Here is a 25,588-nt window from a genome sequence, read left to right as displayed (position 1 = left end):
TTAAGTATAAAGCGACCTCTTATTGAAAACGCTTACAAAATCCGACGATTTTCTGACAAAAAAAGAAGGGCATGAACCGCCCCTCTTCGTCACAATAAAGTATTCAGTCGAGCATCAATTCCATAATCGCGTCTTGCAGGTCGCGATCGAGTTCGAGCGCATGTAAATCGAACAGCCATGCTTCGAGTCGCGTCTTCGCCGCCGCTGACCGGTATAACCGGTCTTTTAAATCGTATGAGATTTCCGCACGGTCCAAGAAGCGATACAACCGATCGAGACGATGGTCGTTCGCCGTCACATCGACCGGGAGTTCCACGGTCAGCTCGTCTCTGATCGGTCCGAGCTCGAGGCGAAGCGTCTGTGTCTCCCGTTTGTATTCACCAGACCCGGTCACCCCTCGAAGGAGCAACGTGACATGGCGGTCCACCGGTAACACAGACCGGTCACCTGTCACTTGGATATGAAGGCTCCGTTCCTCCCAATCGAGCGTGAACGTCGTCTCGGCGTAGGCTCCCGTCTCATAGCCACGGTCCTTCCCATTGTCTTCATAGAGCGTGAACGTGTTCGAGGCGCCTGGGAAGATGAGCACTTCCAAATCGGCCGGGTTGTCGGTATCGTTTCGACCCGAATGGTGTGGTGCCATCGGGATGATCGCCCCGGCTTTGGCGAACACCGCCTGATCTTCGAGCCCACGGAACATGCGAACCGATTTGTCTCCGCTGTAGCGATGACCCGTGAAGAAGTCGAACCAGTCGCCTTTCGGTAGCCAGACGTTCGTCGCCGCCACGTGGAGCTGTCGATTCATCGGTTCGACGATTGGGGAGACGATGAGTTCACTGCCGAAGTAATACTCATTCGGCACCTCATATGCCGCGTCTTCGTCCGGGTGCTCGTAATACATCGGTAAGACGAGCGGCAAGGCGCCGACATGGTTGCGCCAGTTCATCGTATAAATGTATGGAATCAATTGATGGCGCAGACGCAAGAACGTCTTCATCGACCGTTCCGCCTCGAGACCGAAGCGCCACGGTTCTTTGCCGTTGAACGTACTCAATGTCGAGTGCAGTCGCATAATCGGACTGAACACCCCGAACGCGACCCAGCGTGCGGCGAGCTCGTCGTCTTTCGAACCGCGATAATGCCCGCCGATGTCATGGCTCCACCAGCCGTAACCGATATTGGCCGCCGTCGCTGTAAAGTACGGTTGGAAGGCCAGGGACGCCCACGAAATCAGCGTGTCACCCGAGAATCCGACCGGATAGCGATGACTGCCCGGCCCCGCGTAACGGGAGAAGATGAGCGGACGGTTGCCATCCCGGGCGATATCGGTCGCATGATAGTGATTCAACATCCAGAGCGGGTCGAGCCCCTCCATTTTCGAGGTCGAGCCTTGTTGCCAGTCAATCCACCAAAAATCGACGCCGTCGACTTCATGCGGATGGTGCATCTGCTCGAAATAAGCTTGAATGAAGCGCTTATCAGAGAAGTCGAACGGGATGCGGTCACCCTGGGACGGGTCGATGCCCATCGCCTCGGCCATCGCCGTATACTGATCTTCGAAGGCACGCACGCCGTCCGCCGGGTGCAAGTTCAACGTGACGAGCAGACTCTCTTGTTTGAGCCACGTCAAGAAGCCTTTCGGGTCCGGGAACAGGTTTTTATTCCATGAATAACCCGTCCATCCGCTCCCGTATTCTTCGGGGACATCGGTGACGTGCCAATCCATGTCGATGACGCTGACCGAGAACGGGATGTCTTCTGTCTTAAACCGACGCATGAGTTCTTTATATTCCGTCTCGTCGTAGCGCCAATAGCGGCTCCACCAGTTGCCGAGCGCTTTTCTTGGCAACAGCGGCGTCGGGCCTGTCAGTTGATAGAAGTCACGCAGCGCCCGCTTATATTCATGTCCATAACCGAAATAGTACAAGTCATGGATATGCTTCCGTCTCGGTTCCACAAAACGATCCTCGGTCATGATGAACGAATCGGAGTCATCGATGACGGCATATCCTTGTTTTGAGGCGATGCCCTCACCGAGTTCCGTCGCCCCGTCGACATGGTCGAGCGTTCGCGCCGTCCCTTTCAACGTCCGCTCCGGTCCGTTAAATGTATAGCGGCTATAGTACGTACTGAAGTTCCCTTTCACATCGACGTAGAGCGTGTTCGGCGCGAACGGCCCTTTCGTGTAATAGAGGTGGACGTGCTCTGTGATGATTTGCAGTTCTGTCTCATCCTCGATCACGCGAAACTCCGGGACTGCGAACGCCCGGTTAAAGACGACTTGGGTCGGTCGGTCCTCGAACACCCCATCTTCCGCGTATTCCATCCGAATCAATTGGCTCGTCAGCACCGTGAAGCGATAGCAGCTCCCTTGGACGATTGCTCGATTATCTGCCTGTGGTTTCATTTGTTGCGTATAGACGTTCTCCTCTTCAAATAGACGCATAAGCTCGAGCGTTGCCGCTCTTCGTCACTCCCCTTCTAAATTGTGCAAACGTTTACACTCAAAATGATAGCAATGTCTAAATCGACATACAACATTCCTTCCCCATGTCGGACCATAAAAAACGACGAGCTGCCAATTCAGAAAAAAACCACAGACGCTGATGTCTGTGGCGTTGAGCTTATTGTTGGAGCGTCGCGGCGAGTCGGACGCGCGTCCCGACCTCACCTCGGACCGCCGCAAGGGCTTGTTCGAGCGACGTGATGACGGCAACCCGGTCGTGTCCTGATTCGGCGAACTGAAGGGCCGCCCGAACTTTCGGCAACATACTGCCCGGTGCGAATTGCCCCTCGGCGATATACGTCTCGAGCTGTTCTTTCGTCGTCTCCTCGAGCGCCCGAGCCGACGAGGTCCCAAAATCGACGAATACGTGCTCGACGGCCGTCAAAATGAGGAGCATGTCGGCGTCGACGAGATCGGCGAGTTTCGCAGCGGCGAAATCTTTATCGATGACCGCCTCGACACCGACATAACCATCTGGTGTATCGATGACGGGAATCCCGCCGCCGCCAGAGGCGACGACGATGTGCTCATGGGCGACAAGGTCACGGATGACCGCGTGCTCGAGAATCGCCACTGGAAACGGACTCGGGACGACGCGGCGATAGCCGCGACCGGCGTCTTCTTTGAACACATAACCGGTCGTCCGTTCCATCTGCTGCGCTTCCGCCTCGTCGTAGAAGGGACCAATCGGCTTCGTCGGGTGACTGAAAGCACTATCGTTCGGGTCGACGACCGACCGCGTGACGATTGGCGCGACCGAACGTTCCAAACCGCGCGATCTCAGAGCTTTCGTGAGGGCATTCTCGAACCAATAGCCAATCATCCCTTGTGTCATCGCCCCGCAAACGTCGAGTGGCAAGGCCGGCGTCGCCGGACTATCCGACGCAGCCTGTTGCAACATCAAATTCCCAACTTGCGGCCCGTTCCCATGGGTGATGATGACCTCAATCCCTTCGGCGACAAGCGCGGCCAGAGATTCAGCCGTCGCCTCGACGGCTCGAATTTGAGCCTCGGCCGTCGCATCTTTTCCTTGTTGAATCGCATTTCCACCTAGTGCGATGACTACTCGTTTATTCCGCATATTGGTTTCCCCCGATCAAAAGACTGAGATATTTCCTGAGACGATGCGCACGACGGCCAAGATGGCGAGCGCGGTCAAGACACCGGCCACAATCCATTCCGTCTTCGTCAACGTCTTGATGCCGTTCTCACGCTGTGCCTTGATATAGAGCAACGTACCTGGTGCGTACAGTAAGGTCGTCAAGAGCAGATAGTCGATTCCAGCCGCATAGATGAGCCAAATCCCGTAAATCGAGGCGACGGCTCCGATGATGAGATCGCGGGTCCGGCGTTCACCGGCGTTGTAGCCGATGCCGTTCTTCGCGACTTTGACTTGATAGAAAGCCGAGAAGACGTATGGAATCAAGATGGCGCTCGAAGCGAGCGAGAAGGCGAAATTATACGCCGCATCCGAGAACAGGAACGTGAAGAGGAACAATTGAATCAATCCGTTCGTGAGCCAGAGCGCGTTGGCCGGCGCGCTGTTTTTATTCTCTTTCGTGAACCATTTCGGGAACACGCCGTCTTTCCCGGCCACGAATGGAATCTCGGCGGCAAGTAACGTCCAACCGAGCCACGCCCCGAGGACAGAGATGACGAGACCGCCGTTGATTAGCATCGCGCCCCACGGTCCGACCGCCGACTCGAGCAAGTACGCCATCGCCGGTTGTGAAGCGTTCGCCACGTTCTCTGGATTCATGAGACCGAGCGACATGATCGAGATGAGCAGATAGATGACGAGTGTCCCGAGCAACCCGATGACCGTCGCTTTCCCGACGTCCGAGCGCTTGCGGGCCCGTCCGGATAAGACGACCGCCCCTTCGACACCGATGAACACCCATAGTGTGACGAGCATCGTCGAGACGACCTGGTCTCTCACACTACCCCATGAGAAACCACCCTGGCCCCAGAAATCGAACGTGAAATTATCGAGGTTGAAGAAGAATAAGGTGATGGTGATAAAAGCAAAAATCGGTACGAGTTTCGCAATCGTCGTGATGATGTTGATCATGGATGCTTCATGAATGCCTCGTAAAATGAGCGAATGAACGAGCCACAGCATAATCGAGGCGCCGATGATGGAGGCGATGTTTTGACCGCCTTCGAAGATTGGGAAGAAATAACCGACCGAACTGAACAGGAGCGTCGCATAGGCGACGTTACCAAGCCATGCGGAGAGCCAGTAGCCCCACGCCGAGTTGAACCCCATGAACTGACCGAAGCCGGCCCGGGCGTAACTGTACACCCCGCCGTCGAGGTCTGGACGACGCATCGTCAAATTTTGAAAACTGAGACCGAGTGCGATAATCCCGATTCCGGTGATGACCCACCCAATCAAAATCGCCCCCGCGTTCGCACCTTGGGCCAAATCGGCCGCTAAGTTGAAGGCTCCCCCGCCAATCATCGAACCGACGACGAGTGCCGTCAACGCCCCGAGCCCTAATCGTCGATCCTTTTTCTCCGGTTGTACGCCAGCCGTTCCACTTGAGTCATGCGCTATTTTCGTAGACATTGAACTCATCCCTTTCGTTTAGTACGAACCGGAGGGGAAACCCCTCCCGTCCGTCAGCGTTCAAGCCATTCGTTGGTGTCGGTGAGCGTCGCCGCCATCACAGCTTTAATCGTGTGCATCCGATTCTCCGCCTGATCAAAGACGAAGGAATGACGACTCCGGAACACCTCGTCCGTGACTTCCATCTCGGTCAGACCATATTCGGAATGGATGGCTCGGCCAACCTCGGTCTCCAAGTCGTGGAAGGCTGGCAGACAGTGAAGGAACATGACGTCTGGATTATTAGTCTTCGTGAGCATGTCCATGTTCACTTGGTAAGGATGGAGCAACTTGATCCGCTCGGCGAATTCAGCCTCTTCGCCCATCGACACCCACACATCGGTGTAAATCACGTCGGCGTCGGCGACCGCTTCATCGATACTCTCGGTCAACGTAATTTTCGCTCCCGTCTCGGCAGCGACCGAGCGGGCAAAATCGACGACCTCATCTGACGGCCAGAGCGATTTCGGCGCGCAGATGCGCATGTCCATTCCGACTTTGGCCCCACCAATCAAGAGCGTGTTGCCCATATTGTTGCGTCCATCGCCGACATAGACGAAGCGAATGCCAGACAACTCGCCTTTCTGTTCTTTGACGGTCAAGAAGTCGGCCAAGATTTGAGTCGGATGATATAAGTCCGTCAACCCGTTCCATACCGGGACACCAGCATCTTTGGCCAAACCTTCGACCGTCTCATGGGCGAACCCACGGAACTGGATGCCGTCGAACATACGTCCGAGCACGATGGCCGTGTCTCGAACCGATTCTTTTTTGCCGAACTGGATATCCGATTTCCCGAGGTATTCCGGATGCATGCCGAGATCGATGGCCGCCACAGTAAACGCACAACGCGTCCGTGTCGATGGTTTTTCAAACAAGAGCGCCACGTTCTTCCCTTCACAGATGCGGTGCGGGACGCCTTGTTGCTTTTGACGCTTGAAGGCGGCCGATAAATCGATCAAATAGTTCAACTCGTCTCCTGAAAAATCGTTCAATGATAGAAAATGACGGCCTTTCAAATCAAAGTTGTACGTTGTGGACATGCTCGTTTCCTCCTCGTTAAATGTCTTCGCGGATAATCGGACAGCTCATACAGCGTGGACCCCCACGGCCACGCGACAGTTCACTCGACATGATTTCGATGACTTCGACGCCCTCGGAACGGAGCAACTCGTTCGAGACGTAGTTGCGGTCGTACGTGACGACGACGCCTGGAGCGATGGCGAGCGTGTTCGACCCATCGTTCCATTGCTCGCGGGCAGCGGCAATCGGGTCCCCGCCCCCACATGGGATTAAGACGATCTCATCGAGACCGAGTGCGGCTTTCAACACGTTCAACAGATCCGTATGCTGCGTGATGTGAAGTTCGCCTTCAGCGTTCAACGTCAGTTCAAAGATATTCATCTTGCCTCCTGGACCTTGGATGAACGGATGAATCGTGAACTTGTCATGGTCGACCATCGTGAAGACCGTGTCGAGATGCATGAACGCGCGCGACTTCGGAATTTCGATGGCGATGACTTTTTTGAATGTGCCGCCGTTTTTCAACAAGTTGAGGGCGACCCGTTCAATCCCTTGGGCCGTCGTTCGTTCGGAAATCCCGATGGCGACGACTTCCTTCGACAATACGAGCTCGTCCCCACCCTCCATCGCGAAGCGGTAGTCGCGGTCCGACCAAATCGGGATGTCATGTTTCGCGAATCGTGGGTGATAGCGCATAATATATTGCGTGAACAACGATTCACGACGACGAGCCGGCTCTTTCATCCGGTTGATGGATAGCCCGTTGCCGATTGCTGCCGCCGGGTCACGGGTGAAGTATAAGTTCGGCATCGGATCGAGATAGAACGGATACGTGTCCTCAATCATCTCGTGTAAGTGGCGCCGTTTTTCGGGCTTAATCTCGGACTTCCGAATCCCGGCCATGACGGTTTCAATCAACTTTTCATTGTCGTAGGCGAGCAAATACTCTTTCAGCGTCTCGTACGAACCGTTGATATTTGATTTGGACTCTGACAAGATATCAGCGACGAAACGTTCACGGACACCCGGCAACGACAACGTCTCAGCCATTAAGTTTTCGAGATAAAGCACTTCGACGCCTCGATTTTGGAGCACGCTCGCAAAGTAGTCGTGTTCTTTTTGAATGACTGGAAGATGGGGAATGTCATCAAACAGGAGTCGTTCCAAATATTCCGGGGTCAAATTTTCGAGTTCGCGTCCTGGACGTTTTAAAAGGACGGTCCTGAGTTCACCAATTTCTGAATACACGTGGATCGGATGTTTCAGCGTAGTATCCCGTGCGGTTTGTTGATCCGTCATCGATATCATCTCGCTTCCTCCTTGTGATTCGGGTGTGTTGCTACCCTTACATTATCAACTTACCCATTTCCACGATGGGCAAGTCCGACGTTTGGACTGTGGTGGATTCCACAGAAAAGTGCATAGACCATGACGTGACATGAATGAACAATCACTCGAGAAACGGTGTGGCCCCTCGAATCGAGAGAAAGTAACGTATACACGCTGTATAGATTGTGAAAAAAATTCATAGCATTTTTTTGATTTTGTTTGAGACCACTCAAACTCGTGACATAATATAGACAAATGATGTGAAAAGGAAGTGAGTCGATGGCAATCGAACGTACAGAACGCGCCCGTCATGAAGCCCAAGTGACAGCGCTCATTCAAAAAGGGGACCCGGTCGATTTCCGCGACGTGTTCCTCACCCTCCACCCTGGTGAACAGGCCGACCTGTTCATCGAACTTGAACGTCCGGGCCGTGAGTTCGTCTACGAGGCGTTATCCCCGGAAGCGTTCACCGACTTGTTTGAAAAACTTGAACTGGACGAACAGGAACAGTTCATTCAAGAGATGCCACGTCCGTTCGCCGTACGTGTGTTGAACGATATGTTCTCGGATAACGCCGCCGACTTGATGACCGAGCTCCCTGACGACTTCATGAACGAACTGTTCGAGTTGATGGACGAGACCGAGGCGACCGAGGTCAAAGACTTGATGCGCTATCCGGACGATACGGCCGGTGCCATCATGACGACCGAGTTTATCGTGTTGAAGGCGGACAAGACCGTCGGTGCGACGCTCGAAGACTTGCGCGAACTTGGACCGGAAGCCGAGACAATCTATTACCTGTACGTCATCGACACCGATCGCCGGCTCGTCGGCGTCGTCTCGCTACGCGACTTGATCGTCTCCCCGCTCGACGTGCAAATCGCGGACATCATGGGCCGGCGCGTCGTGTCGGCCCACGTCCTCGCCGATCAGGAAGACTTGGCCCGGACCGTTCAGAAGTATGACTTATTGGCCCTGCCTGTCATCGACAGCGAGGACCATCTGCTCGGGATCATCACGGTCGACGATGTCATGGACGTCATCGAACGCGAGACGACCGAGGATTTCGAAGAGCTGTCGGCGACGAAAGGTTCGTCGGACATCAACATGGGACCGGTCGAGGCGGCGATGAAGCGCGCGCCATGGATTATCAGCCTCATGTTCCTCGGGATGATCACTGCGTCGACGATCGGTGGTTTCGAGGACACGCTCGAAACGATCGTCTTGCTCGCCGTCTTCATGCCGCTCGTCATGGGTTCGGCCGGTAACGCCGCCACCCAATCGCTCGTCGTCGCCGTCCGCTCAATCGCGCTCGGGACGATTAATCGAAAGAACGTGTTGAAAATGATTCGTCGTGAGTTCGGGACGGGGTTATTGCTCGGTCTCGCCTGTATGGTCGTCATCTTCGGCGTCATCACCGTCCTCTATGACAGTGCCTTAATCGGCATAATCGTCGGTCTGTCGATTTTTGCGTCGCTCAGCGTGGCGACCATCGTCGGGACGCTCGTGCCGCTCTTGATCAATCGATTGAAACTCGATCCAGCCGTCGCGTCGGGTCCGTTCATCACAACAGTCGTCGACAATCTCGGCTTAATCATTTATTTCACGGTCGCGACTTCGTTGCTTCGCTTTTTTTGACACCTGACCTCTCAGGTGTCTTTTTTTGTTGTGAGGTTTGTTACAGTTCTTTTACAAAAGAGAAAACGGGAAATAATCATACTTCGTGAAGGGTAGTTATGAAAAAGTACTTATAAATAAGAAGAAGTTGAGGGAGGGAATGTCGTTGACCATTCAACAAGTTGTTTACATATTAATCACAGGGGCCTTATTCATGGGGCTCGTCGCTTACGTGTCTTATCGCATGACGAAAGGGAAAGTCGAGAGTGCCGACGACTACTTCTTGGCAGGACGGGGGCTAACCGGCATCTTTATCGCCGGATCACTCTTATTGACGAACTTGTCAGCCGAGCAGTTGATCGGCTTAAACGGGCAATCGTTCGCCGGCAACATGTCGGCCATGGCGTGGGAAGTCACAGCCGGAATCGCCGCCATCATCATGGCGCTCTTTTTACTGCCGCGTTTTCTCGGAATCGGTATTTCGACGATCCCTGAATTTTTGAGCCAACGGTATGACGAGGACGTCCGTCGCTTGACGGTCCTGTTGTTCTTGTTCGGCTATATGTGCGTCACGATCCCATCGATGCTCTATTCCGGCGGATTGGCCGTCCTGCAACTGTTTGACGTCCCGGAATTACTCGGAATCAGCTTCGAGCAGTCGCTCTGGCTCGTCATTTGGTTCATCGGGATTATCGGAGCCGTTTACGCCATTTTCGGTGGTCTCCGCGCCGTCGCCGTCTCCGACACGTTGAACGGGATCGGATTAATCATCATCGGTTTCCTCGTCCCGACGCTCGGCTTCATCGCGCTCGGTGACGGCAACCTCGTCGATGGGATGAAGACGATTGCAACCGAGAATCCAGAGAAACTGAACGCGATCGGTTCAGAGAACGATTCCGTTCCGTTCTTGTCCATCTTCACGGGGATGATTTTTGCGAACTTGTTTTATTGGGCACTCAATCAATATGTCATCCAACGGGCACTCGGGGCGAAGAACTTGGCCGAGGGTCAAAAAGGGGTACTTTTCACCGGTTATTTGAAGTTGCTCGTCCCGATTTTCATGCTGCTTCCAGGGATTATCGCGTTCCATTTGTATGGCACGAACGTCGATAAGGCGGACCTCGCTTATCCGAGCTTGATTGCCGACTTGTTGCCGATGTGGCTCATGGGCTTCTTCCTCGCCGTCTTGCTCGGTGCCGTGTTCAGCTCGTTCAACTCGTTGCTCAATAGTATCGCCACCTTATTCGTGCTCGATATTTATAAGCCGAAGTTCAAACCGGACGCGTCTGACAAAGATTTGATTCGTGTCAGCAAATGGTTCGGGACGTTCGTCGCGCTCGTCTCGTTCTTCGTCGCTCCGAACTTGATGTACGCACCGGACGGACTGTGGGACTTGATTCGCCGCTTCACCGGTTTCTTCAATATCCCGATTCTCGTCATCGTCTTAATCGGGATGCTCGTGAAGCGCGTACCGCCGATTGCCGCGAAACTCGTCATCGGCTTCCACGTCGTCACGTATTACTTCCTCGTCTGGGGAACGGAGCAGTGGTTCGGCTTCGACCTTGGCATCAACTTCATTCACATTTACGGGATTTTGTTCGTCCTCGAAACGACCATCATGCTCGTATTCGCAAAAGTTCGACCGATGCAACACATCAATCCGATTCGCATCGATCTTGGCCGCGTCAAGCCATGGCGTCATGCAATTTCGACTTCCATCATCCTTGTCGCGTCGATGATTTTCGTCTACTTCGTCTTCTCACCGATCGGTCTCGCCTATGCGGACGGGATCGTCTCGAGCTGGTTCTGGCCGGCGACCATCGCCTTGTTCGTTGTGACGGGTGGCCTCGTTTGGGCATCCTATCGCTACTGGCTTCCGAAATATGAGGCTTACTTGACTAATCTCGGTACGACGGACACTGAACGTGAAGAAGCGATTGGTGAATAATCAGCGTCTCCTCCGCCTTTGACGGAGGAGACATTTTTTTGTGTGGTTAGGGATTGATTGGCCGTATGCTATGCTAAAAACACTAGATAATCTTTCGGAGGTGCCCGATGAACAAGCTTTTGCACGACGACTTTACTGACCTTCCCATTAAACCTGATTTTTCTGGATCGGCGCTCGTCATGCGACAAGATGACATCCTGTTCGACAATCAACAAGGTTATGCGAATCGGGCGGAACGAATTGAAAATCGAACATCGACCCGATTCGGTATCGCTTCGGGCTGTAAGTTGTTCACGGCCATCGCCGTCTGCCAGCTCATCGAACAAGGCAAGTTGGCATTCACGTCGACACTCCGCGAGTGTTTGGCCATCGACTTCCCCCGATTTGACCCGGACGTGACAGTCGAACAGTTGCTCACTCACACGTCCGGCATCCCCGATTATTTCGACGAGTCTGTCATGGACGATTTCGAGGAATTGTGGCGGCAACGACCGATGTATCACATCCGGCAGCTACGTGACTTTCTCCCGATGTTCCAACACGAGCCGATGCGACAAGAACGAGGCGTGTTTCAATATAATAATGCCGGTTATATCTTGCTCGGCCTCATCGTCGAACAAGCGAGCGGGTTGATGTTCTCGGACTATATCGAACGATTCGTGTTCAAGCCGGCCGACATGACCGATTCGGGGTACTTCTCGCTCGATGCCTTGCCGGCGAATACGGCGCTCGGGTATATCGACAACGCGGACGGCTCGTGGCGGACGAACCACTATTCGATTCCCGTCAAAGGCGGAGCGGACGGCGGCGCGTTCGTGACGGCACAAGATATGGCCAAACTTTGGAGCGCCTTGCTCGCTCATCGCCTACTTGGCGAGGAGATGACATCACGACTGCTGACTCCTCATGTGAAGGTAAACGATAAAGGCGCACATTATGGCTACGGTCTGTGGATTCAATTGGGTGCGAAGCGACACGTGTTCAAATATCATGTCATGGGCTATGACCCCGGCGTCAGTTTTCATTCTGCATACTACCCGGCCACAGAGATCGTCTCGGTCGTCTGTTCGAATGAGTCAGATGGTGCGTTCGACCTCATGAAAGCCATTGAAATGAAAGTAGGTGAAGGTTGATGGTCATTCGTTCTTATGAAGAAGCCGATTTTGAACAGATTCAAGCATTGAATGAAGCGGAAGGTTGGAGTCAACTCGTCCGACAGCACGAGTTGACGAAACAGGCGTGGCGGCAATCGAACGTTGCCTATGTCGTCGAGTCAGAAGGACTGGTGATTGCCTACTTGCGTGGGTTGACCGACACGACCGTGAGCCTGTACGTGTGCGAACTGCTCATCGCGGCCTCGTACCGTCGTCTCGGGATTGGCGAGCAGTTGTTGTCACACGTCCATGCGCTCTACCCTGAGACGCGTCTCGAGATGCTCGCGAGTGCTTCATCCCACACGTATTACGAAAAACTGAACTTCCGTCCGTTTTACGGGTACCGGAAAACGATTCACGAATAGGAGGAGCTGTCATGAAACTAGCCATCGTGACCGGTGCGTCGCGCGGTCTCGGCCGTGCCATCGCCGAGGAATTATTGAAGCGGGATTACGAGGTCGTCAATTTTTCACGGACGCAGGCGACCGATGCCTCGTTCCGTCACGTCGAGGTCGATTTATCTGATCCGACAAGTACACTGGCCGCGCTCGAACACGTGAAGCCACTCATCGAGACGGCGACATCCTTGCTCGTCGTCCAAAACGCAGCCTTGATTGAACCGATTCATCGGGCCGGCCAATTGGATGCCGCGCAGCTCATCGCCCACGTCCAAGCCAACCTGCTCGCCCCGATGCTCTTGACGAACGCGGTGCTCGCGTACGATCTGCCCGTCTCGCTCATCCACGTGACCTCTGGGGCCGCCAAGCGCCCCATCTCGGGCTGGAGTGCATACTGTGCGACGAAAGCCGGGCTCGACCATTTCACCGAGACGGTCGCCCTTGAATTGACCGGTACGAACGACAAGGTCGCCTTGTTCAACCCAGGCGTGATGGACACCGCGATGCAGGCAAGCATCCGCGCCTCGTCAGAAGACGCGTTCCGTGACGTGGAACAGTTCCGTTCTTACGTGACAGAAGGCCGATTGCGCACCCCGGAGACGGTCGCCCGCATCTTGGCGGAACACTTACTAGACGAGCCGTTCGAGAATGGCAAGACGTATTCTGTATATGACCTCGCTTGATTTTTGACCTGGTATAAAATTCAGTCACCCTTTTCTTACTGGACCGCCTACACTAAAGACAGACGAAACAAGAAAGGATGACTTAATCATGAAGACGATTGCAGGAGGATTATTATTTTTCGGCTTGTTCAGTCTGACGCTGTCGTTCACGATGATTGGAGATACCGCCATCGTCGGCGCGTTAGTGAGCGGTGTCGCCGTCTTGTGTGGGGTCGGGCTCTGGTTCGGCGCGACGGAACTGACACGCATCCGTGCCTCATTCCTCGACAACAAAAAAACGTCTTTCCCTGAATGAGGGAAAGACGTTTTTGGATTCATTGATTGTCTTCGTCTTCGTAATCATCATCCACGTATTCTTCGAAATCATATTCTTCGAAGTCCGCTTCGTCGATGAAGATGTCGCGGTCATTGACGACGTGAATCGGACCGTTGGCCACATCGATTCGAATCGTCCATGCCCATGGAATGCGCAATCGGCTATAAACGCCTGTCCAGAATTCCATCGATTCTTGCTCGTATCGCTCGAACTCTGCCAGCAACTCTTTAAAAGTGATTCCTGACAACTGGAAGTTTGAGTCTTGGATTCGCTCAAGCGCATTATGCGTCGCCTCGAGCTCCGCCGCACGTACCATTTCTTCGGCCGTAGCCATCTCAAGAATGGTTCCATCCGGTGGCAGAATGTCGTATACGTTAAACAATTCGCCTTCTTCTACTTCTTCATCAAACTCATAGTCGTCGTGCCGCATGCTTCATTCCTCCTCACTCTAGTTGAATCTCTTTCATTGTACCATTCCACTCCCTGTTAGAACGAAACATTCGTGTATATATTTTGGCAGGTGGGGAATGATAACAAAGGAATAGAATACGTATCAGCGAAAGGGGCCAATTGACCATGAACGAATCATTTCAAGCACTCGTCCTCGACAAAAAAGACGACCGTCTCCATTCCACGGTGACCGACGTCAAATTCGACGCCCTTCCGAGAGAAGAAGACGGCAACGTCCTCGTCGAAGTCCATTATTCAGCGCTCAACTACAAAGACGCTCTCGGGCTGACCGGATCCGGCAAAATCGTCAGTCATTATCCGTTCATCCCCGGGTGCGAGTTCGTCGGGAAAGTCGTTGAATCCGACCATCTCGATTTCAAAGCCGGCGACGATATCATTGCGACCGGTTTCGGCATCGGCGAACGACATTTCGGTGGCTTCAGCCGTTACGCTCAAGTCCCTGGGAACTGGCTCATCAAACTACCGAAAGGCATGGCGCTGCGAGATGCAATGACAATCGGAACGCCAGGACTTACCGCCATGTTCGCTGTTGAGGCGCTCGAACACGAGGGTGTGCATCCTGGTCAAGAAGTACTTGTGACCGGTGCTTCCGGGGGAGTCGGTAGTTTTGCCATCGCCTTGCTCCACAAGCTCGGCTATCACGTGATTGCCTCGACCGGCAAACAAGACCCGGCGTATTTGCGCGACCTCGGTGTCGAGAACGTGATGGCCCGAAGCGAGCTCGAAGGACCGGCCCGACCGCTGGATGAACAGCGGTTCGATGCTGCCATCGACTCGGTCGGAGGCGAGACGCTCGGTAATATCCTCAGCCGAACGCGCTATGAAGGGACGGTCGTCGCGTGTGGGCTTGCCGGTGGCCATGAGCTCCACACGACCGTCTATCCGTTCATCTTACGAGGCGTACGGCTCATCGGCATTGATTCGGTCATGCAACCGATCGCCCGTCGCGTGAAAGCGTGGGAACGGCTCCATGAACTTATCGACACACGCGTGCTGAACCATATGGTCCATGAGATTCCGTTGCATGATGTTCCGCGTCACGCCGAGGCGATGATGCGCAGTGAACTGAGCGGCCGGACCGTCGTCCGCATCCACGACTAATACAAACAGGGCTGAATCCTTCGATTCAGCCCTGTCTCTGTATTCTCCATGGTGGTGGAATTATAATGTGAATCCGGCTGGTGCGTCTTTGACGACGACAATCACCTTGCCTTGATCTAATTTCTTCTCAAGTTGATCCGCTTCGGTCGATGAGAAACCGAGCTGTTCGAACTGGGCTCGGAGCTCGTCCCCTTTTTTACGGAACAAGTTTTTCGCGGCCGTCCCCAGGCCGACGTCCGATGCCGTCACCGTATTCGCGTCGGCGTTATCGGCCACACGGTCGGTCCGGTCATCGTCGTGGGTGATGACATAAATGTGCTTGTCCTCAATCCCTTTCGCTTTCATCGATTGAATGGCGGTCACGACTTCTTCATCATTTGTAAACTCTTTGTACAAAACTGACATGTCTGTTCTCCTCCTTCGATAGCGTTACATCAATAGTTATTACCTTTTTCTGCAAAAATCACACATTAAAAAACGATGACAGCTGTCATCGTTTCGTTAAACGGCCGGTTCTTGGCCCTTCAATTTTTTTAATTCATCGAGCAGGATGTCTGATTCGTTGAACGGAATCGACTCTCGGCCGACGCGTTCGACGTGGTCATGCCCTTTTCCGACGACGACGATGCGTTTGCCGTCGAGCGCTTGTTGCGCCGCGTGGCGCAGGGCGTCCCGTCGTTCCTCGAACGTCACATAATGCGTGTTCGCGTCGATTCCGGCGAGCAGTCCATCGATGATGCGCTTCGGTTCTTCCGTGCGCACGTCATGCACCGTCACAATCAAGTCGTTCGAATAGTGACTCGCGATGCGACCCATCTCCGCCCGTTTGGTCGGGTCACGGTCGCCCGCCGCACTCAACACAACAACGAGTTCACGTTCCCCTTGCTGAAGCGTCGACAGACACTTCTCGAGGCCGTCCGGCGTATGGGCATAATCAAGATAAATCTCGGCGTCTTCCGTATCAAGTCGTTCGAGCCGACCTTTCGGAAGCGTGAGTCCCGGCACGTTGGCGATGATCGATCGCAGCATCAGTTCCGATGTGGAGACGAGACCGATGGCCGCGGCCAAGTTAGCGGCATTGAATGCGCCCATGAAGCGGACCGGAGCCTCAATTGTCAGCGCGTTCATTTTAATGACGACCGTCTGGTCATTCCAGATGACTTGAATATCAGCCGGTACGTCCGCATGGATGCTGTACATGATACGCCGACGAGTCGGGGCAAACGCGGCCATCGTGTCACTGGCCGAATCTTCAGCGTTTAAAATGATGGCATCCCCGTCCGTCGTCTCGACTTGTTCGAACAATCGGGCTTTGGCTCGGGCGTACTCATCCATCGAGCGATGGTAATCCAAGTGGTCGTGCGTCAAATTCGTGAACGCCGCCGCGTGAAACCGGACACCTTCGACACGTCCTTCCATCATCGCATGCGAGGAGACCTCGACGACACAATCGGTCACGCCGGCATCGGCCATTTCGGCCAGCAAACGATGTAGGACGACAGCTTCAGGCGTCGTATTTGGTGTGTTCAATGTTTGATCTTTATAACGTGCTCCAATCGTGCTGACAATTCCGACCGGTCGGCCGGACAGACGAAATAAATCATATGTCAATGTCGCGGTCGTCGTCTTCCCGTTCGTACCGGTGACACCGTAAATGCGCATCCGATGTGAGGGGTGGTCATAAAAAGTACTGGCCACCACGCCGGCTGTCCGCTTCGTATCCGCGACGACAAGGTTCGGCACCTCAAGGTCAAGCGGGTATTCCGAGATGACAGCAACCGCTCCTTTGGAGACGGCGTCCTCAGCGAATTCATGTCCGTCCACCGTATAGCCGCGGATACAGATAAATAAATTCCCTGGACTGACCTTTCTGGAATCTGTCTCAATTCCGGTCACCCATGGATCGCGTTCGATGTCATCCATCTCATTTCCTAGAATGGCGGATAAACGTTTCGTCCTCATGCTGTGTACTTCCTTTCTCATGGGTGTCGCTAGGTTCGCAAACCTTATCGTCATGGTACTAGATATTAGGCTGTAATGGAGATGACAAATATATTACTTCCCTTTTTACGTGCGATACAATCGCCCAACCAAAAAATTCCTAGTCCAGGACGGGACTAGGAATGTATTTCGCTGTCGGTGAACCGAAGTCCTTGCTCGTGAAGCGCGGTTTCCAAGATTCGCAGCACACTTGGCCCGACCCCATGCAAGGCCGCAATTTCTCGTTTCGTGTACGTGGCCAACTGTTCGAGCGTATCGATATAGGCAGCTCGAAGCGCCCGTTCGGCCGGTGCCGAACATTTCGGAAGTGGTGTCATCCGATTCCCTCCTCTCGTCCTGAGGCACGTTCAATCGTCGGGAGACAGGCGAGGACACGTTCCATACAAAATGTTCGACGCGCTTGTTTGTTCACGTCCCAGGCGACGAGTCGATCGCCTTGCAGCTTCATCAGCTTGACACGTCGCTTCGAAATGACCCCGTTCCGATCGATATACATCATTTCCACGACCCGTCCGTTCCGCATCCAACGCATGACTTCTTGCCTCATCTAATCTCCCTCCTTTGTTACTCTTAGTATACAGAACATTTGTTCGTAATTCCAGTCTGGAGGTGTGCGTTCGCACAATTTCACGTATGCTAGAAGAAACGAAAGTTTCGCGAAAGGGGTTTACCCAATATGACCTATTTGCTGTTGGCCGTTTTGGCCATCGTCTTATTCATTTCCATGATTTATGCGGCCAAAGCCTTGCCAAATTTAAGAAATGTTTTATTCAACCGCGGCAGCCTGTTCGGTCAAGACACCGAGACCGTCACGTGTCCGAACTGTAAGAAAACGTTCAAACGGTCCGGTGGGAACACACAGACGTGCCCGCACTGTTATACGTCGTTTTAACTACAAAACAGCCAACATTCCGCTCATCAGCGGAACGTTGGCTGTTTTTGAATGTGCTCGAATCGGAAAGTAACCGTTTACGTTCACCCCATAAGTGAAATAAGAAGGTTACGTCATTTGCCCGCAACCCAACCACGAGAGAGTTCTCATTCTGAAGGAGTCCACCATGTCATTCATATCCGATCACGATTTATACGCACGCATGTTAAACCGCGACACGTCCGCGCTCGAACTGTTGTACGACCGCTATGAGCGCATCTTATACTCGCTCGCCCTCCGCTTGACGACGCGAGCCGACTTGGCCGAGGCTGTCCTATCCGAGGTATTCACCGAGCTTTGGAAGCATCGTCTGCCGCTCGATTTGACGACCCATCGGCTGAGAACCCATTTGTTCGAACGTGTGGAGACCGCAGCGCTACGTCTAGTTACGAGCGCTTAAACCCGTCTACCGCACCGCTCGATGTAACACTTCTAGAATCCCATCCGCATACATGCCCTCGGTGACACGACCATGTGCTCGTTTGGCTTCTTCCGTCCCGTTGCCGAGTACATAACCGTTGCCGACATATCGCAACATCCCTAAATCGTTCCCGCTGTCACCGAACGCGAAGGCGTGCTCGGTCTGAAACATATATCGGTCGCACACGTAGTCAACTGCAGCGATTTTCCCCGCCCCTTGTGGGATGAAATCGATATCGTAGGCACCTGCTGGATCCCCGGCGAGCGGGTTGCAGCGACTGACGTTGACGGCGATCCCGAAGTCACGGGCGCTCGAACGAATGTGCTCGAGCTCATCCTCGCTCTCGCCGAAGTAATAATAATTGTGCATCCAGCCGCTTGTGCCAAGGTTCGTCTGTGGTTCAATCGTGAGTGTTCGCCCTAGCCTGTCGACGACTTGGGTGACACGGTCTGAAAAGTCATCGGGAAACCGTGACGAATAACCGGAATCGAGCTCCAGTTGTCCGGACGCTGTCACTTGATACAGCTCTGTCCCGAGACTCGCCGCAATCCGGTGCGGGAAATAACGCATGTCTGCCCGTGCCATTTTTTCTCGAATCGTTTCAAGTGAACTCCCCGTCACCCACATCGTCGAGAACCGATGCGACTGTGCATCGAGAAAGTCTTCGAGGTGCCATAATCGTTCCAACTGCTCCACGGTACAAGCGTGCGGAAAATATGTCTCGTCAAAATCAAAACAGACGAGCGTTCGTCCCTCGTCGATAAATCGTTTCATAGTCATCCTCCTTGTGTCGCCATACCCCATCTCGTATAGTAAAGAAGAGAAAGGAAGTGGCAGCATGAAAAATCGATTGAGCCGTTACTACTGTCAGTATAGCGGAATCGTGATCGGGTTCGGGCTCGTCTTCACCTTTTTGTTTGGAATCCGATCCTATTCGGTCTGGCAACAATGGATTCCGAGCAATTTGGCACTTCTCGTCACTCTCATTACGGCAACGCTGTTCAGTTACGTGACGTACCGTCTGCTCAGCGCCTTGAATCTACGCCTGTTCCGCCGTATCGGAGGGATAGCGTCCAGTTGTTCCCGTTAGCTGCGGGAAAATCTTGACTGTTCACAAAATAGTCACGTCAAATAGGCATCCATTTCACGGTTTCATCCGTTAGATCAATACAAGGGATTCCCTTATGTGTAAAGGAGCAAGCCATGACTGATATTGAATTGTACGAGCGTGTCAGGCAAAAAGACAAACAAGCGCTCGAGACACTTTATGACCGCTATGAACGAATCCTCTATGCGTTCGTCATGCAATTGACGAAAGACCGCGATCTCGCCGAAGAAGCGATGCAAGAAGTATTCATTAAGCTATGGCGCGGTGGCGGCGTGTATGATGAGTCAAAAGGAAAATTCAAATCGTGGCTGTTCACGATGAGCCGTCACGTCACGATCGACTTGATTCGCAAACGAAAACCTGACCTGCAACTGGATGAGTCCTATGCGGAAGCCATTCCGTCACCGGCCCCGTCCGTCGAGACCGAGGTCGAATGGCAAGAAGAGCGGACTCAAATCGAGACGGCGATGGCCGAACTACCGGTCGAGCAACAACAGGTCGTCCGCCTCATGTATTTCCAAGGGCTCAGCCAACAAAAGATTGCCGATACGTGCGGCATCCCGCTCGGTACTGTAAAAGGAAGGATTCGATTAGCGTTGAAACAGCTACGAAGGCATTTATCCCATGATTTGAATGATAAGGAGGTGGAACGATGAACGCTTGTGACCAATTGATTGATTATTTTAACCAGCATTTGACAGAAGACGAACGCATCCGGTTTGAAGCGCATCTCACGACATGTCAAACGTGTCAAGAAGAGCTCGAACAACTCGAGGCCCTCGTCGGCGGCGTCGCGTTCCTCTCTGAACCGGCCGAACCGCCAAGCGGGATGAAGGCACGCATCCTCGACAACGTGTTCGCAGAAGACAAGACGGAGACGGAGTCGAAGCAAGACGAACCGACCCCGATCACACCGTTTACAGCCACGAAGAAAAAACAGAAGACGCCATGGGGAGCGCTCGCTCTCGCGGCCGCACTCATGCTCTCCTTGATCGGGAACGGCTATCTGCTATTGAACCAAGATGATCCGAGCGGAATCGCCTTGACCGAGACCGTCCCGCTCGAAGGCGAATCGGAAGGCGTGGCTTACCTCGCCGAACAGGACGGCCAGCGCCAGCTCATCGTCCAGACGAACGGACTCGATGCGCTCGAAGCGAACGAAGTGTATCAAGTTTGGTTGTTAAAAGACGGCTCTCCGATTCCGACCGGGGCGTTCGTCACGGACGACAAAGGCAACGGGACCGTCATCTATACGCTCGATTCGACCGAATCAGAGATGGACTGGGATACCGTTGCTGTCACGAAAGAACCCGAACGCGGCAACACGGCACCCGAGGGCGACATCGTACTCAGTGCCAGCCTATAAGTAAGGACCGAATGACCTGACGCACCACGCGTACGTGTCATTCGGTTCTTTTTTCGTTATGATGATAGAAAAGGAGTGGTACATATGCGTCAGCCTAAAATTGGTGTCGTCGGTCTCGGCGGCATCGCTCAGAAAGCGTACTTACCGATTTTGACGAACAGCACGTCGTTCGAACTCGTCGGTGCCTATTCCCCGACCGTCGCCAAACGTGAGGCAATCTGTCGGGCCCACCGAATGGAATCATTCACTGGACTTCCCGAGCTCGCGGCGTCCGTCGACGCGGCGTTCGTCCACAGTTCGACCGAGACACATTTCGACGTCGTCTCTTATCTGCTCGCAAATGGCGTCGATGTGTATGTCGATAAACCACTCGCTGCGACAATCGAACAAGCGGAACGTCTCGTCGAGCTGGCCGAGCAGAAGAACCGTAAGCTCATGGTCGGCTTCAATCGCCGTTTCGCCCCGATGTATCAGCACGTGAAAGCAGCAGCCCCATTCCACACGCTCGACTTCGTCAAGCATCGCGGGGACGGATTACGCGGCCACGACTATCAGTTCACACTGCTCGATGACTATTTGCATGTCGTCGACACGCTCCGATACTTCGCCGGAAGCGAGTTACGCTTAGTGACGGGCCAAATCGCGACGACCGAGGCGAACGGTCTCCATTTCGCACGCCACGTCTGGCAAGACGAGCACGGACTGCACACGACGTCGATGCACCGTAAAGCCGGGACGAATCATGAAGGACTCAGCGCCATCCGCGACGGACTTCGCGTGACGGTCGATGAGATGGTGACGCTTCAACGGTTCGAGCACGGCGCCCATTCAACGAAGACGTTCGGGTCATGGGACACGCTCCTGACCCAACGCGGATTCCAGGGGGCGATCGACCACTTTATCTCGGCACTGACCGAGGATACGGCCATCATGACGGACGGTCGCGAGGCGCTCCTCACACAACAGCTGGTGACGGATTTGTTCGGCTCACACTAAAAGGAGGCGTATCAAATGGATTTCTTTTTCTACATTATGGTCATCGTCGTCGTGTCCATCGCCGCAGATACATTTAATAAGACACGGAAGGCGCGTTTAGAAGAACTTCGACTCAAAATCGAGCAAGAGAAACTCGCGATTCAGCGGCTCGAACTCGAGATGAAGCGCGACGAAGACAAACTCGATCATCACGGATTTTAAAAAGACGATCGGCCCAGAGCGGGTCGGTCGTCTTTGGTTATAAGATATGGCGCTCCTCAGCTTGACGTGTCTCGCGGACACGCTTTTGCCGTCGCTCGGCGAGTGTCGACCACGTGACGGCCATGACGATACAGGCGGCGCCGATAAAGAAGTTGCGGTCGAGTCGTTCGTCGAGGACGAGCCAGCCGAGGTAACCCCCGACGAGCGGTTGGAAGAAGAAGAACAGCGAACCGACGCTCGCATCCATGAGTTCGAGCCCTTTGTTCCAAAAGAAGAACGCCCCGGCTGTCGAGATGATGCCGACATACAATACGCTCATCCACAGCACCATGGTCATATTCGGTAAGCCGGATGCGGCCACTTCCACTCCCATGAGCGGCGTCATCAACACGAAGGCGATACCGATGGCGAACGTCGTGATCGTCAACGACGACATCGTCTCGGATGCGATTTTCACATAGATGGACATGAGCGCCCACGTGACGGCCGCACCGACCAAGACGAGGCTCCCGATGAAATACGTGCCTTTGACGTGCCAACCGACAACGATGATGACACCGAGCGTCGCCAACAGGAGTGACCCGATTTTGACAGGTGTGAGCCGCTCTTTCAAGATGACTCGGGCGAAAATCACCATGAACGCCGGTGTCGCCGCCGTGACGAGCGATCCCGTATGGGCGTCGGATAGTTTCGTGCCAATGAACTGAAACGAAATCGAGGCAACGTATCCGATGACGCCGACGAGCGCAATCCATTTCCAGTCGCGTCGACCGATTTGCTCGCGCCCGAACGCCCACCACATCGCGAACAGGACGACAAACGCGACGGCATAGCGCATCCAGATGAGCGTGAACGGTTCGATATAGCCGAGCGCATATTTACTGACGACGTACATCCCGCCCCAAATACTGGCGGCGAGCGTTAAACTGATGGCACCGAGCCATTCCTTGCGCATGGCGTCCCTCCTTCCTGATGTCTAAACAATACGACATCGGTCCTCGATATTCCTGTCCCCTAGTTGTCGAACAAGCCGAAATCGCTTACAATGAGCGTAATGATGATAGAAAGGAGGGAGAAAGGTGAACTTTGTCGGACGTACGCATTGGTCAACAGAACATTTGTACATTTTGCGTGCGATTTTTCACGATGTCGCATAATCACAGGACCCGTCTGTCCTTTTTTAGACATTGCTGAAATACGACAAAGCGCCTCTCTCTCTTGCCGAGCGCTTCTTTGCGCTCGGCTTTTTTGATAGGCCTCTACTTTAGGAGGAACCACTCATGTTAATCGAGTTACAACACATCCAAAAACAATTTGGCGGTCATGCCGTCTTGACCGATGCCAATCTTCATGTGAACGCCGGCGAACGAATCGGGCTTGTCGGGCGAAACGGGAGCGGCAAGACGACGCTTCTGCGTCTCATCGTCGGTGCCGATTCGCCAGACGAAGGGACCATTTATCGCAAGCAACGGTTACACATCGGCTATTTGGCCCAAATCCCGGCCCATCCCGGTAAGTCAGGTCGAGACGTGCTCTACACCGCGTTCGCCGAGTTGACGCGACTCGGTGACGAGATGCGACAGCTCGAGGAACAGATGGCCTCAAATGACGACATCGACGCGCTGCTCGAGACGTACGGTGCCTTGCAGACGCGCTATGAGAACGGTGGCGGGTACGTCATCGATTCAAAAGTGAACGCGATGATCGACGGGCTGCGCCTGAACCGCTTCGTGGACCGACCGTTCGATACGCTCAGTGGCGGCGAACGGACCAAAGTCGGCCTCGCCTTGGCGTTGCTCCAAGAACCGGAACTGCTCATCCTGGACGAACCGACGAACCATCTCGATTTAGAGGCGATGGCTTGGCTCGAGACGTTCCTGCGTGAAAGTCCGTCCACGTTACTCCTCGTCTCGCACGACCGCGTCTTTCTCGATGCAGTCGCCACGCGCGTCGTCGAGTGCGAGGACGGGAAATTGACGAGTTTTGACGGCAATTACAGCGCGTTCGTTGCGCAAAAAGAAAAACGGCTGCTCGATCAGTTCCACGCCTACACGGAGCAACAAAAGAAAATCAAGAAGATGAAAGAGACGATTCGCCAGCTTCGGCAATGGGCGAACGAGGGCAATCCGCCGAACGAGAAATTTTACCGCCGTGCCAAATCGATGGAGAAGGCGCTCGCCCGCATCGAGACGATTAAGCGCCCTCGCCTCGAAGCCGTCCAACCTGACATCCAGTTCACAGCGAACGGACGGACCGGCCGCGATGTGTTCGAGGCGACCGATGTGACCGTGAGTTACGACCGGACCGTCTTCGAGCATGTGTCGTTCTACACCGGTCACGGGGAGCGTGTCGCCATCGTCGGTCCGAACGGGAGCGGAAAATCGACACTGTTGAAAGTGTTGCTCGGCCAACTCGAACCGACCTCGGGTACGGTAAGACGAGCGGAACGCGCCCGCATCGGCTACTTGTCCCAACACATCGACTTCGAGGACTCCCACCGACTCATCGAGGCGTTCCGCGACCGGATTGCCGTCGACGAGGGAAAGGCCCGTCAACTGTTGGCCCAATTCCTCTTCTATGGTGCGAGTGTCTTTAAACCGGTCAAAGATTTGAGCGGCGGTGAGAAGATGCGGCTCATGCTCGCCATTCTCATGCATGAGGATGTGAACGTGCTCGTCTTGGACGAACCGACGAACCACCTCGACATCGAAGCACGCGAAGCGCTTGAAGACGCGCTCGATCGTTTCACCGGAACGCTCGTCGCCGTCTCGCACGACCGCTACTTCTTGAACAAACTGTTCCCCGTCACCTATTGGCTTGACGTTACAGCGACACGTTTCCCGGGAAATGTCACGTATGCGCTCGAAAAACGCCAGTACGAACCGGAAGCAGTCGTGGCGGTACCGAAGAAAACGAAATCAACAGAAGCGCCCGTGACAACGGTCGATGCCCGAGACACGTCGGCGGATGAGGCTCGTCTGTCTGCGCTTGAAGAAGCGCATCAGGAACTTCTTCATCAAATGAATGAGACGAACGACCTCACCGAGCTGATGGCGTTGCAACACCGGGCCGATGTCCTCCAAGCTGACATCGACACGCTGCTTGACCAACTCCTAGAATCGATGTAATGAAAAACGACGCCGGCTTAACGGCGTCGTTTTTGTTCGAACCAAGATTGAACGAGAAACCCGGTCACACCGAGCGCCATCAAAAAATAGGGCACGATCCGCGGGACTCCGCCCGCTTCTCCCATCGTCGTCAGAATCACTCCGCTCGCGAACGTCCCGAGCCAGTAAATTTTTGGCATACCCTCACTCCTCTACCACTTGCCTCTACGTCTGCTACTCGACTAAGATCCAGTAGCGAACGCGCCTTGCAGCAACAGCTTGCGACTCATTATAACATTT

Annotated in this window: 28 protein-coding genes; 15 read left to right on the top strand and 13 right to left on the bottom strand. The window is 54.0% G+C overall.

The genetic code is table 11. From position 1 onward, the window contains the following. Nucleotides 1–103 precede the first annotated feature (103 nt). From M467_RS20270 to arcA, 5 genes are all read right to left on the bottom strand, one after another. Nucleotides 104–2,446, bottom strand: a complete 2,343-nt coding sequence (locus tag M467_RS20270) for a glycoside hydrolase family 31 protein (RefSeq protein ID WP_021065977.1) — start codon at nt 2,444–2,446, stop codon at nt 104–106. A 178-nt stretch (nt 2,447–2,624) separates the two neighbouring features. After that, the gene (gene arcC, locus M467_RS20265) at nt 2,625–3,587 is read right to left on the bottom strand and encodes a carbamate kinase (RefSeq protein ID WP_021065976.1); all 963 of its coding nucleotides are present in this window, start codon (nt 3,585–3,587) and stop codon (nt 2,625–2,627) included. A gap of 15 nt (nt 3,588–3,602) precedes the next feature. Further along, nucleotides 3,603–5,078, bottom strand: coding sequence for an arginine-ornithine antiporter (gene arcD / locus M467_RS20260; protein WP_021065975.1), 1,476 nt, complete (start codon nt 5,076–5,078; stop codon nt 3,603–3,605). 53 nt (nt 5,079–5,131) lie between these two features. Further along, nucleotides 5,132–6,160 (bottom strand): ornithine carbamoyltransferase, encoded by a 1,029-nt coding sequence (gene argF / locus M467_RS20255; protein ID WP_021065974.1) that lies wholly within the window; start codon nt 6,158–6,160, stop codon nt 5,132–5,134. 16 nt (nt 6,161–6,176) lie between these two features. Next, nucleotides 6,177–7,406 (bottom strand): arginine deiminase, encoded by a 1,230-nt coding sequence (gene arcA, locus M467_RS20250; RefSeq protein WP_031199961.1) that lies wholly within the window; start codon nt 7,404–7,406, stop codon nt 6,177–6,179. Between the two features lie 342 nt (nt 7,407–7,748). Here arcA and mgtE point away from each other — a divergent pair, with 342 nt between their 5' ends. The 6 genes from mgtE to M467_RS20220 all read left to right on the top strand — a co-directional run bounded on the left by mgtE (nt 7,749) and on the right by M467_RS20220 (nt 13,564). Beyond that, nucleotides 7,749–9,107 (top strand): magnesium transporter, encoded by a 1,359-nt coding sequence (mgtE, locus tag M467_RS20245; RefSeq protein WP_021065972.1) that lies wholly within the window; start codon nt 7,749–7,751, stop codon nt 9,105–9,107. A gap of 145 nt (nt 9,108–9,252) precedes the next feature. Beyond that, nucleotides 9,253–11,034 (top strand): solute:sodium symporter family transporter, encoded by a 1,782-nt coding sequence (locus tag M467_RS20240; protein ID WP_031199960.1) that lies wholly within the window; start codon nt 9,253–9,255, stop codon nt 11,032–11,034. Between the two features lie 107 nt (nt 11,035–11,141). Next, the gene (locus M467_RS20235) at nt 11,142–12,167 is read left to right on the top strand and encodes a serine hydrolase domain-containing protein (protein WP_021065970.1); all 1,026 of its coding nucleotides are present in this window, start codon (nt 11,142–11,144) and stop codon (nt 12,165–12,167) included. Further along, on the top strand, nt 12,167–12,553 hold the full coding sequence (locus M467_RS20230) for a GNAT family N-acetyltransferase (protein WP_021065969.1): 387 nt from the start codon (nt 12,167–12,169) through the stop codon (nt 12,551–12,553). Before M467_RS20235 ends, M467_RS20230 begins: the two co-directional genes overlap by 1 nt. An 11-nt stretch (nt 12,554–12,564) precedes the next feature. Further along, complete coding sequence (locus M467_RS20225) at nt 12,565–13,269, top strand: SDR family NAD(P)-dependent oxidoreductase (RefSeq protein ID WP_021065968.1); 705 nt, start codon at nt 12,565–12,567, stop codon at nt 13,267–13,269. 88 nt (nt 13,270–13,357) lie between these two features. Further along, a complete protein-coding gene (locus tag M467_RS20220) occupies nt 13,358–13,564 on the top strand; it encodes a hypothetical protein (RefSeq protein ID WP_021065967.1) in 207 nt (68 codons plus the stop codon). Nucleotides 13,565–13,583: 19 nt separating this feature from the next. Here M467_RS20220 and M467_RS20215 read toward each other — a convergent pair whose 3' ends face one another. After that, nucleotides 13,584–14,015 (bottom strand): hypothetical protein, encoded by a 432-nt coding sequence (locus M467_RS20215; RefSeq protein ID WP_021065966.1) that lies wholly within the window; start codon nt 14,013–14,015, stop codon nt 13,584–13,586. 146 nt (nt 14,016–14,161) lie between these two features. On the opposite strand from M467_RS20215, the gene M467_RS20210 reads away from it, so the two are divergent. Further along, nucleotides 14,162–15,157 carry an MDR family oxidoreductase gene (locus tag M467_RS20210; RefSeq protein ID WP_021065965.1) on the top strand — a complete coding sequence of 332 codons (996 nt, stop codon included), beginning with the start codon at nt 14,162–14,164 and terminating at the stop codon, nt 15,155–15,157. 60 nt (nt 15,158–15,217) lie between these two features. Here the strand turns inward: M467_RS20210 and M467_RS20205 are convergent, their stop codons facing one another. The 4 genes from M467_RS20205 to M467_RS20190 form a co-directional block, all read right to left on the bottom strand. Next, nucleotides 15,218–15,562 (bottom strand): YflT domain-containing protein, encoded by a 345-nt coding sequence (locus M467_RS20205; RefSeq protein WP_021065964.1) that lies wholly within the window; start codon nt 15,560–15,562, stop codon nt 15,218–15,220. Between the two features lie 96 nt (nt 15,563–15,658). After that, nucleotides 15,659–17,119, bottom strand: coding sequence for a UDP-N-acetylmuramoyl-L-alanyl-D-glutamate--2,6-diaminopimelate ligase (locus M467_RS20200; RefSeq protein WP_021065963.1), 1,461 nt, complete (start codon nt 17,117–17,119; stop codon nt 15,659–15,661). Between the two features lie 155 nt (nt 17,120–17,274). Beyond that, a complete protein-coding gene (locus M467_RS20195; protein WP_021065962.1) occupies nt 17,275–17,475 on the bottom strand; it encodes a helix-hairpin-helix domain-containing protein in 201 nt (66 codons plus the stop codon). Continuing rightward, the gene (locus tag M467_RS20190) at nt 17,472–17,705 is read right to left on the bottom strand and encodes a hypothetical protein (RefSeq protein WP_021065961.1); all 234 of its coding nucleotides are present in this window, start codon (nt 17,703–17,705) and stop codon (nt 17,472–17,474) included. Before M467_RS20190 ends, M467_RS20195 begins: the two co-directional genes overlap by 4 nt. Nucleotides 17,706–17,834: 129 nt before the next feature. On the opposite strand from M467_RS20190, the gene M467_RS20185 reads away from it, so the two are divergent. Both M467_RS20185 and M467_RS20180 read left to right on the top strand, forming a co-directional pair. Then, nucleotides 17,835–18,050, top strand: a complete 216-nt coding sequence (locus M467_RS20185) for a hypothetical protein (protein ID WP_021065960.1) — start codon at nt 17,835–17,837, stop codon at nt 18,048–18,050. 166 nt (nt 18,051–18,216) lie between these two features. Next, complete coding sequence (locus M467_RS20180; RefSeq protein WP_021065959.1) at nt 18,217–18,489, top strand: RNA polymerase sigma factor; 273 nt, start codon at nt 18,217–18,219, stop codon at nt 18,487–18,489. 6 nt (nt 18,490–18,495) lie between these two features. Here the strand turns inward: M467_RS20180 and M467_RS20175 are convergent, their stop codons facing one another. Further along, the gene (locus M467_RS20175; protein ID WP_021065958.1) at nt 18,496–19,284 is read right to left on the bottom strand and encodes an HAD-IIB family hydrolase; all 789 of its coding nucleotides are present in this window, start codon (nt 19,282–19,284) and stop codon (nt 18,496–18,498) included. A 64-nt stretch (nt 19,285–19,348) separates the two neighbouring features. On the opposite strand from M467_RS20175, the gene M467_RS20170 reads away from it, so the two are divergent. The 5 genes from M467_RS20170 (at nt 19,349) to M467_RS20150 (ending at nt 22,181) form a co-directional block, all read left to right on the top strand. Next, entirely contained in the window at nt 19,349–19,600 is a 252-nt protein-coding gene (locus tag M467_RS20170) for a hypothetical protein (protein ID WP_021065957.1), read from the top strand. A 113-nt stretch (nt 19,601–19,713) separates the two neighbouring features. After that, nucleotides 19,714–20,274, top strand: coding sequence for an RNA polymerase sigma factor (locus M467_RS20165; protein ID WP_021065956.1), 561 nt, complete (start codon nt 19,714–19,716; stop codon nt 20,272–20,274). Then, a complete protein-coding gene (locus tag M467_RS20160; protein WP_021065955.1) occupies nt 20,271–20,984 on the top strand; it encodes an anti-sigma factor in 714 nt (237 codons plus the stop codon). Before M467_RS20165 ends, M467_RS20160 begins: the two co-directional genes overlap by 4 nt. A gap of 84 nt (nt 20,985–21,068) precedes the next feature. Then, the gene (locus tag M467_RS20155; RefSeq protein WP_021065954.1) at nt 21,069–21,980 is read left to right on the top strand and encodes a Gfo/Idh/MocA family protein; all 912 of its coding nucleotides are present in this window, start codon (nt 21,069–21,071) and stop codon (nt 21,978–21,980) included. A gap of 15 nt (nt 21,981–21,995) precedes the next feature. After that, the gene (locus tag M467_RS20150; protein WP_021065953.1) at nt 21,996–22,181 is read left to right on the top strand and encodes a hypothetical protein; all 186 of its coding nucleotides are present in this window, start codon (nt 21,996–21,998) and stop codon (nt 22,179–22,181) included. A 37-nt stretch (nt 22,182–22,218) separates the two neighbouring features. On the opposite strand, the gene M467_RS20145 is transcribed toward M467_RS20150, so the two are convergent. Next, on the bottom strand, nt 22,219–23,136 hold the full coding sequence (locus M467_RS20145) for a DMT family transporter (protein ID WP_021065952.1): 918 nt from the start codon (nt 23,134–23,136) through the stop codon (nt 22,219–22,221). A gap of 325 nt (nt 23,137–23,461) precedes the next feature. Between M467_RS20145 and abc-f the strand changes: the two genes are divergently transcribed. After that, on the top strand, nt 23,462–25,309 hold the full coding sequence (gene abc-f, locus M467_RS20140; protein ID WP_021065951.1) for a ribosomal protection-like ABC-F family protein: 1,848 nt from the start codon (nt 23,462–23,464) through the stop codon (nt 25,307–25,309). 17 nt (nt 25,310–25,326) lie between these two features. On the opposite strand, the gene M467_RS31780 is transcribed toward abc-f, so the two are convergent. Then, nucleotides 25,327–25,488 carry a hypothetical protein gene (locus M467_RS31780; RefSeq protein ID WP_021065950.1) on the bottom strand — a complete coding sequence of 54 codons (162 nt, stop codon included), beginning with the start codon at nt 25,486–25,488 and terminating at the stop codon, nt 25,327–25,329. Nucleotides 25,489–25,588 lie beyond the last annotated feature (100 nt).

Origin of the sequence: Exiguobacterium chiriqhucha RW-2, assembly GCF_000416965.1 — a bacterium.
Lineage (GTDB): Bacteria > Bacillota > Bacilli > Exiguobacteriales > Exiguobacteriaceae > Exiguobacterium > Exiguobacterium chiriqhucha.
Note: the sequence above shows the minus strand (reverse complement) of the source record. Positions and strands in the feature narration are given on the sequence as shown.

What these genes read in the sequence shown, in the direction of transcription:
- M467_RS20270 (WP_021065977.1), bottom strand. Translation starts at nt 2,446, where the DNA reads ATGCGTCTATTTGAAGAGGAGAACGTCTATACGCAACAAATGAAACCA.
- arcC (WP_021065976.1), bottom strand. Translation starts at nt 3,587, where the DNA reads ATGCGGAATAAACGAGTAGTCATCGCACTAGGTGGAAATGCGATTCAA.
- arcD (WP_021065975.1), bottom strand. Translation starts at nt 5,078, where the DNA reads ATGTCTACGAAAATAGCGCATGACTCAAGTGGAACGGCTGGCGTACAA.
- argF (WP_021065974.1), bottom strand. Translation starts at nt 6,160, where the DNA reads ATGTCCACAACGTACAACTTTGATTTGAAAGGCCGTCATTTTCTATCA.
- mgtE (WP_021065972.1), top strand. Translation starts at nt 7,749, where the DNA reads ATGGCAATCGAACGTACAGAACGCGCCCGTCATGAAGCCCAAGTGACA.
- M467_RS20235 (WP_021065970.1), top strand. Translation starts at nt 11,142, where the DNA reads ATGAACAAGCTTTTGCACGACGACTTTACTGACCTTCCCATTAAACCT.
- M467_RS20230 (WP_021065969.1), top strand. Translation starts at nt 12,167, where the DNA reads ATGGTCATTCGTTCTTATGAAGAAGCCGATTTTGAACAGATTCAAGCA.
- M467_RS20225 (WP_021065968.1), top strand. Translation starts at nt 12,565, where the DNA reads ATGAAACTAGCCATCGTGACCGGTGCGTCGCGCGGTCTCGGCCGTGCC.
- M467_RS20220 (WP_021065967.1), top strand. Translation starts at nt 13,358, where the DNA reads ATGAAGACGATTGCAGGAGGATTATTATTTTTCGGCTTGTTCAGTCTG.
- M467_RS20215 (WP_021065966.1), bottom strand. Translation starts at nt 14,015, where the DNA reads ATGCGGCACGACGACTATGAGTTTGATGAAGAAGTAGAAGAAGGCGAA.
- M467_RS20210 (WP_021065965.1), top strand. Translation starts at nt 14,162, where the DNA reads ATGAACGAATCATTTCAAGCACTCGTCCTCGACAAAAAAGACGACCGT.
- M467_RS20205 (WP_021065964.1), bottom strand. Translation starts at nt 15,562, where the DNA reads ATGTCAGTTTTGTACAAAGAGTTTACAAATGATGAAGAAGTCGTGACC.
- M467_RS20200 (WP_021065963.1), bottom strand. Translation starts at nt 17,119, where the DNA reads ATGAGGACGAAACGTTTATCCGCCATTCTAGGAAATGAGATGGATGAC.
- M467_RS20195 (WP_021065962.1), bottom strand. Translation starts at nt 17,475, where the DNA reads ATGACACCACTTCCGAAATGTTCGGCACCGGCCGAACGGGCGCTTCGA.
- M467_RS20190 (WP_021065961.1), bottom strand. Translation starts at nt 17,705, where the DNA reads ATGAGGCAAGAAGTCATGCGTTGGATGCGGAACGGACGGGTCGTGGAA.
- M467_RS20185 (WP_021065960.1), top strand. Translation starts at nt 17,835, where the DNA reads ATGACCTATTTGCTGTTGGCCGTTTTGGCCATCGTCTTATTCATTTCC.
- M467_RS20180 (WP_021065959.1), top strand. Translation starts at nt 18,217, where the DNA reads ATGTCATTCATATCCGATCACGATTTATACGCACGCATGTTAAACCGC.
- M467_RS20175 (WP_021065958.1), bottom strand. Translation starts at nt 19,284, where the DNA reads ATGAAACGATTTATCGACGAGGGACGAACGCTCGTCTGTTTTGATTTT.
- M467_RS20170 (WP_021065957.1), top strand. Translation starts at nt 19,349, where the DNA reads ATGAAAAATCGATTGAGCCGTTACTACTGTCAGTATAGCGGAATCGTG.
- M467_RS20165 (WP_021065956.1), top strand. Translation starts at nt 19,714, where the DNA reads ATGACTGATATTGAATTGTACGAGCGTGTCAGGCAAAAAGACAAACAA.
- M467_RS20160 (WP_021065955.1), top strand. Translation starts at nt 20,271, where the DNA reads ATGAACGCTTGTGACCAATTGATTGATTATTTTAACCAGCATTTGACA.
- M467_RS20155 (WP_021065954.1), top strand. Translation starts at nt 21,069, where the DNA reads ATGCGTCAGCCTAAAATTGGTGTCGTCGGTCTCGGCGGCATCGCTCAG.
- M467_RS20150 (WP_021065953.1), top strand. Translation starts at nt 21,996, where the DNA reads ATGGATTTCTTTTTCTACATTATGGTCATCGTCGTCGTGTCCATCGCC.
- M467_RS20145 (WP_021065952.1), bottom strand. Translation starts at nt 23,136, where the DNA reads ATGCGCAAGGAATGGCTCGGTGCCATCAGTTTAACGCTCGCCGCCAGT.
- abc-f (WP_021065951.1), top strand. Translation starts at nt 23,462, where the DNA reads ATGTTAATCGAGTTACAACACATCCAAAAACAATTTGGCGGTCATGCC.
- M467_RS31780 (WP_021065950.1), bottom strand. Translation starts at nt 25,488, where the DNA reads ATGCCAAAAATTTACTGGCTCGGGACGTTCGCGAGCGGAGTGATTCTG.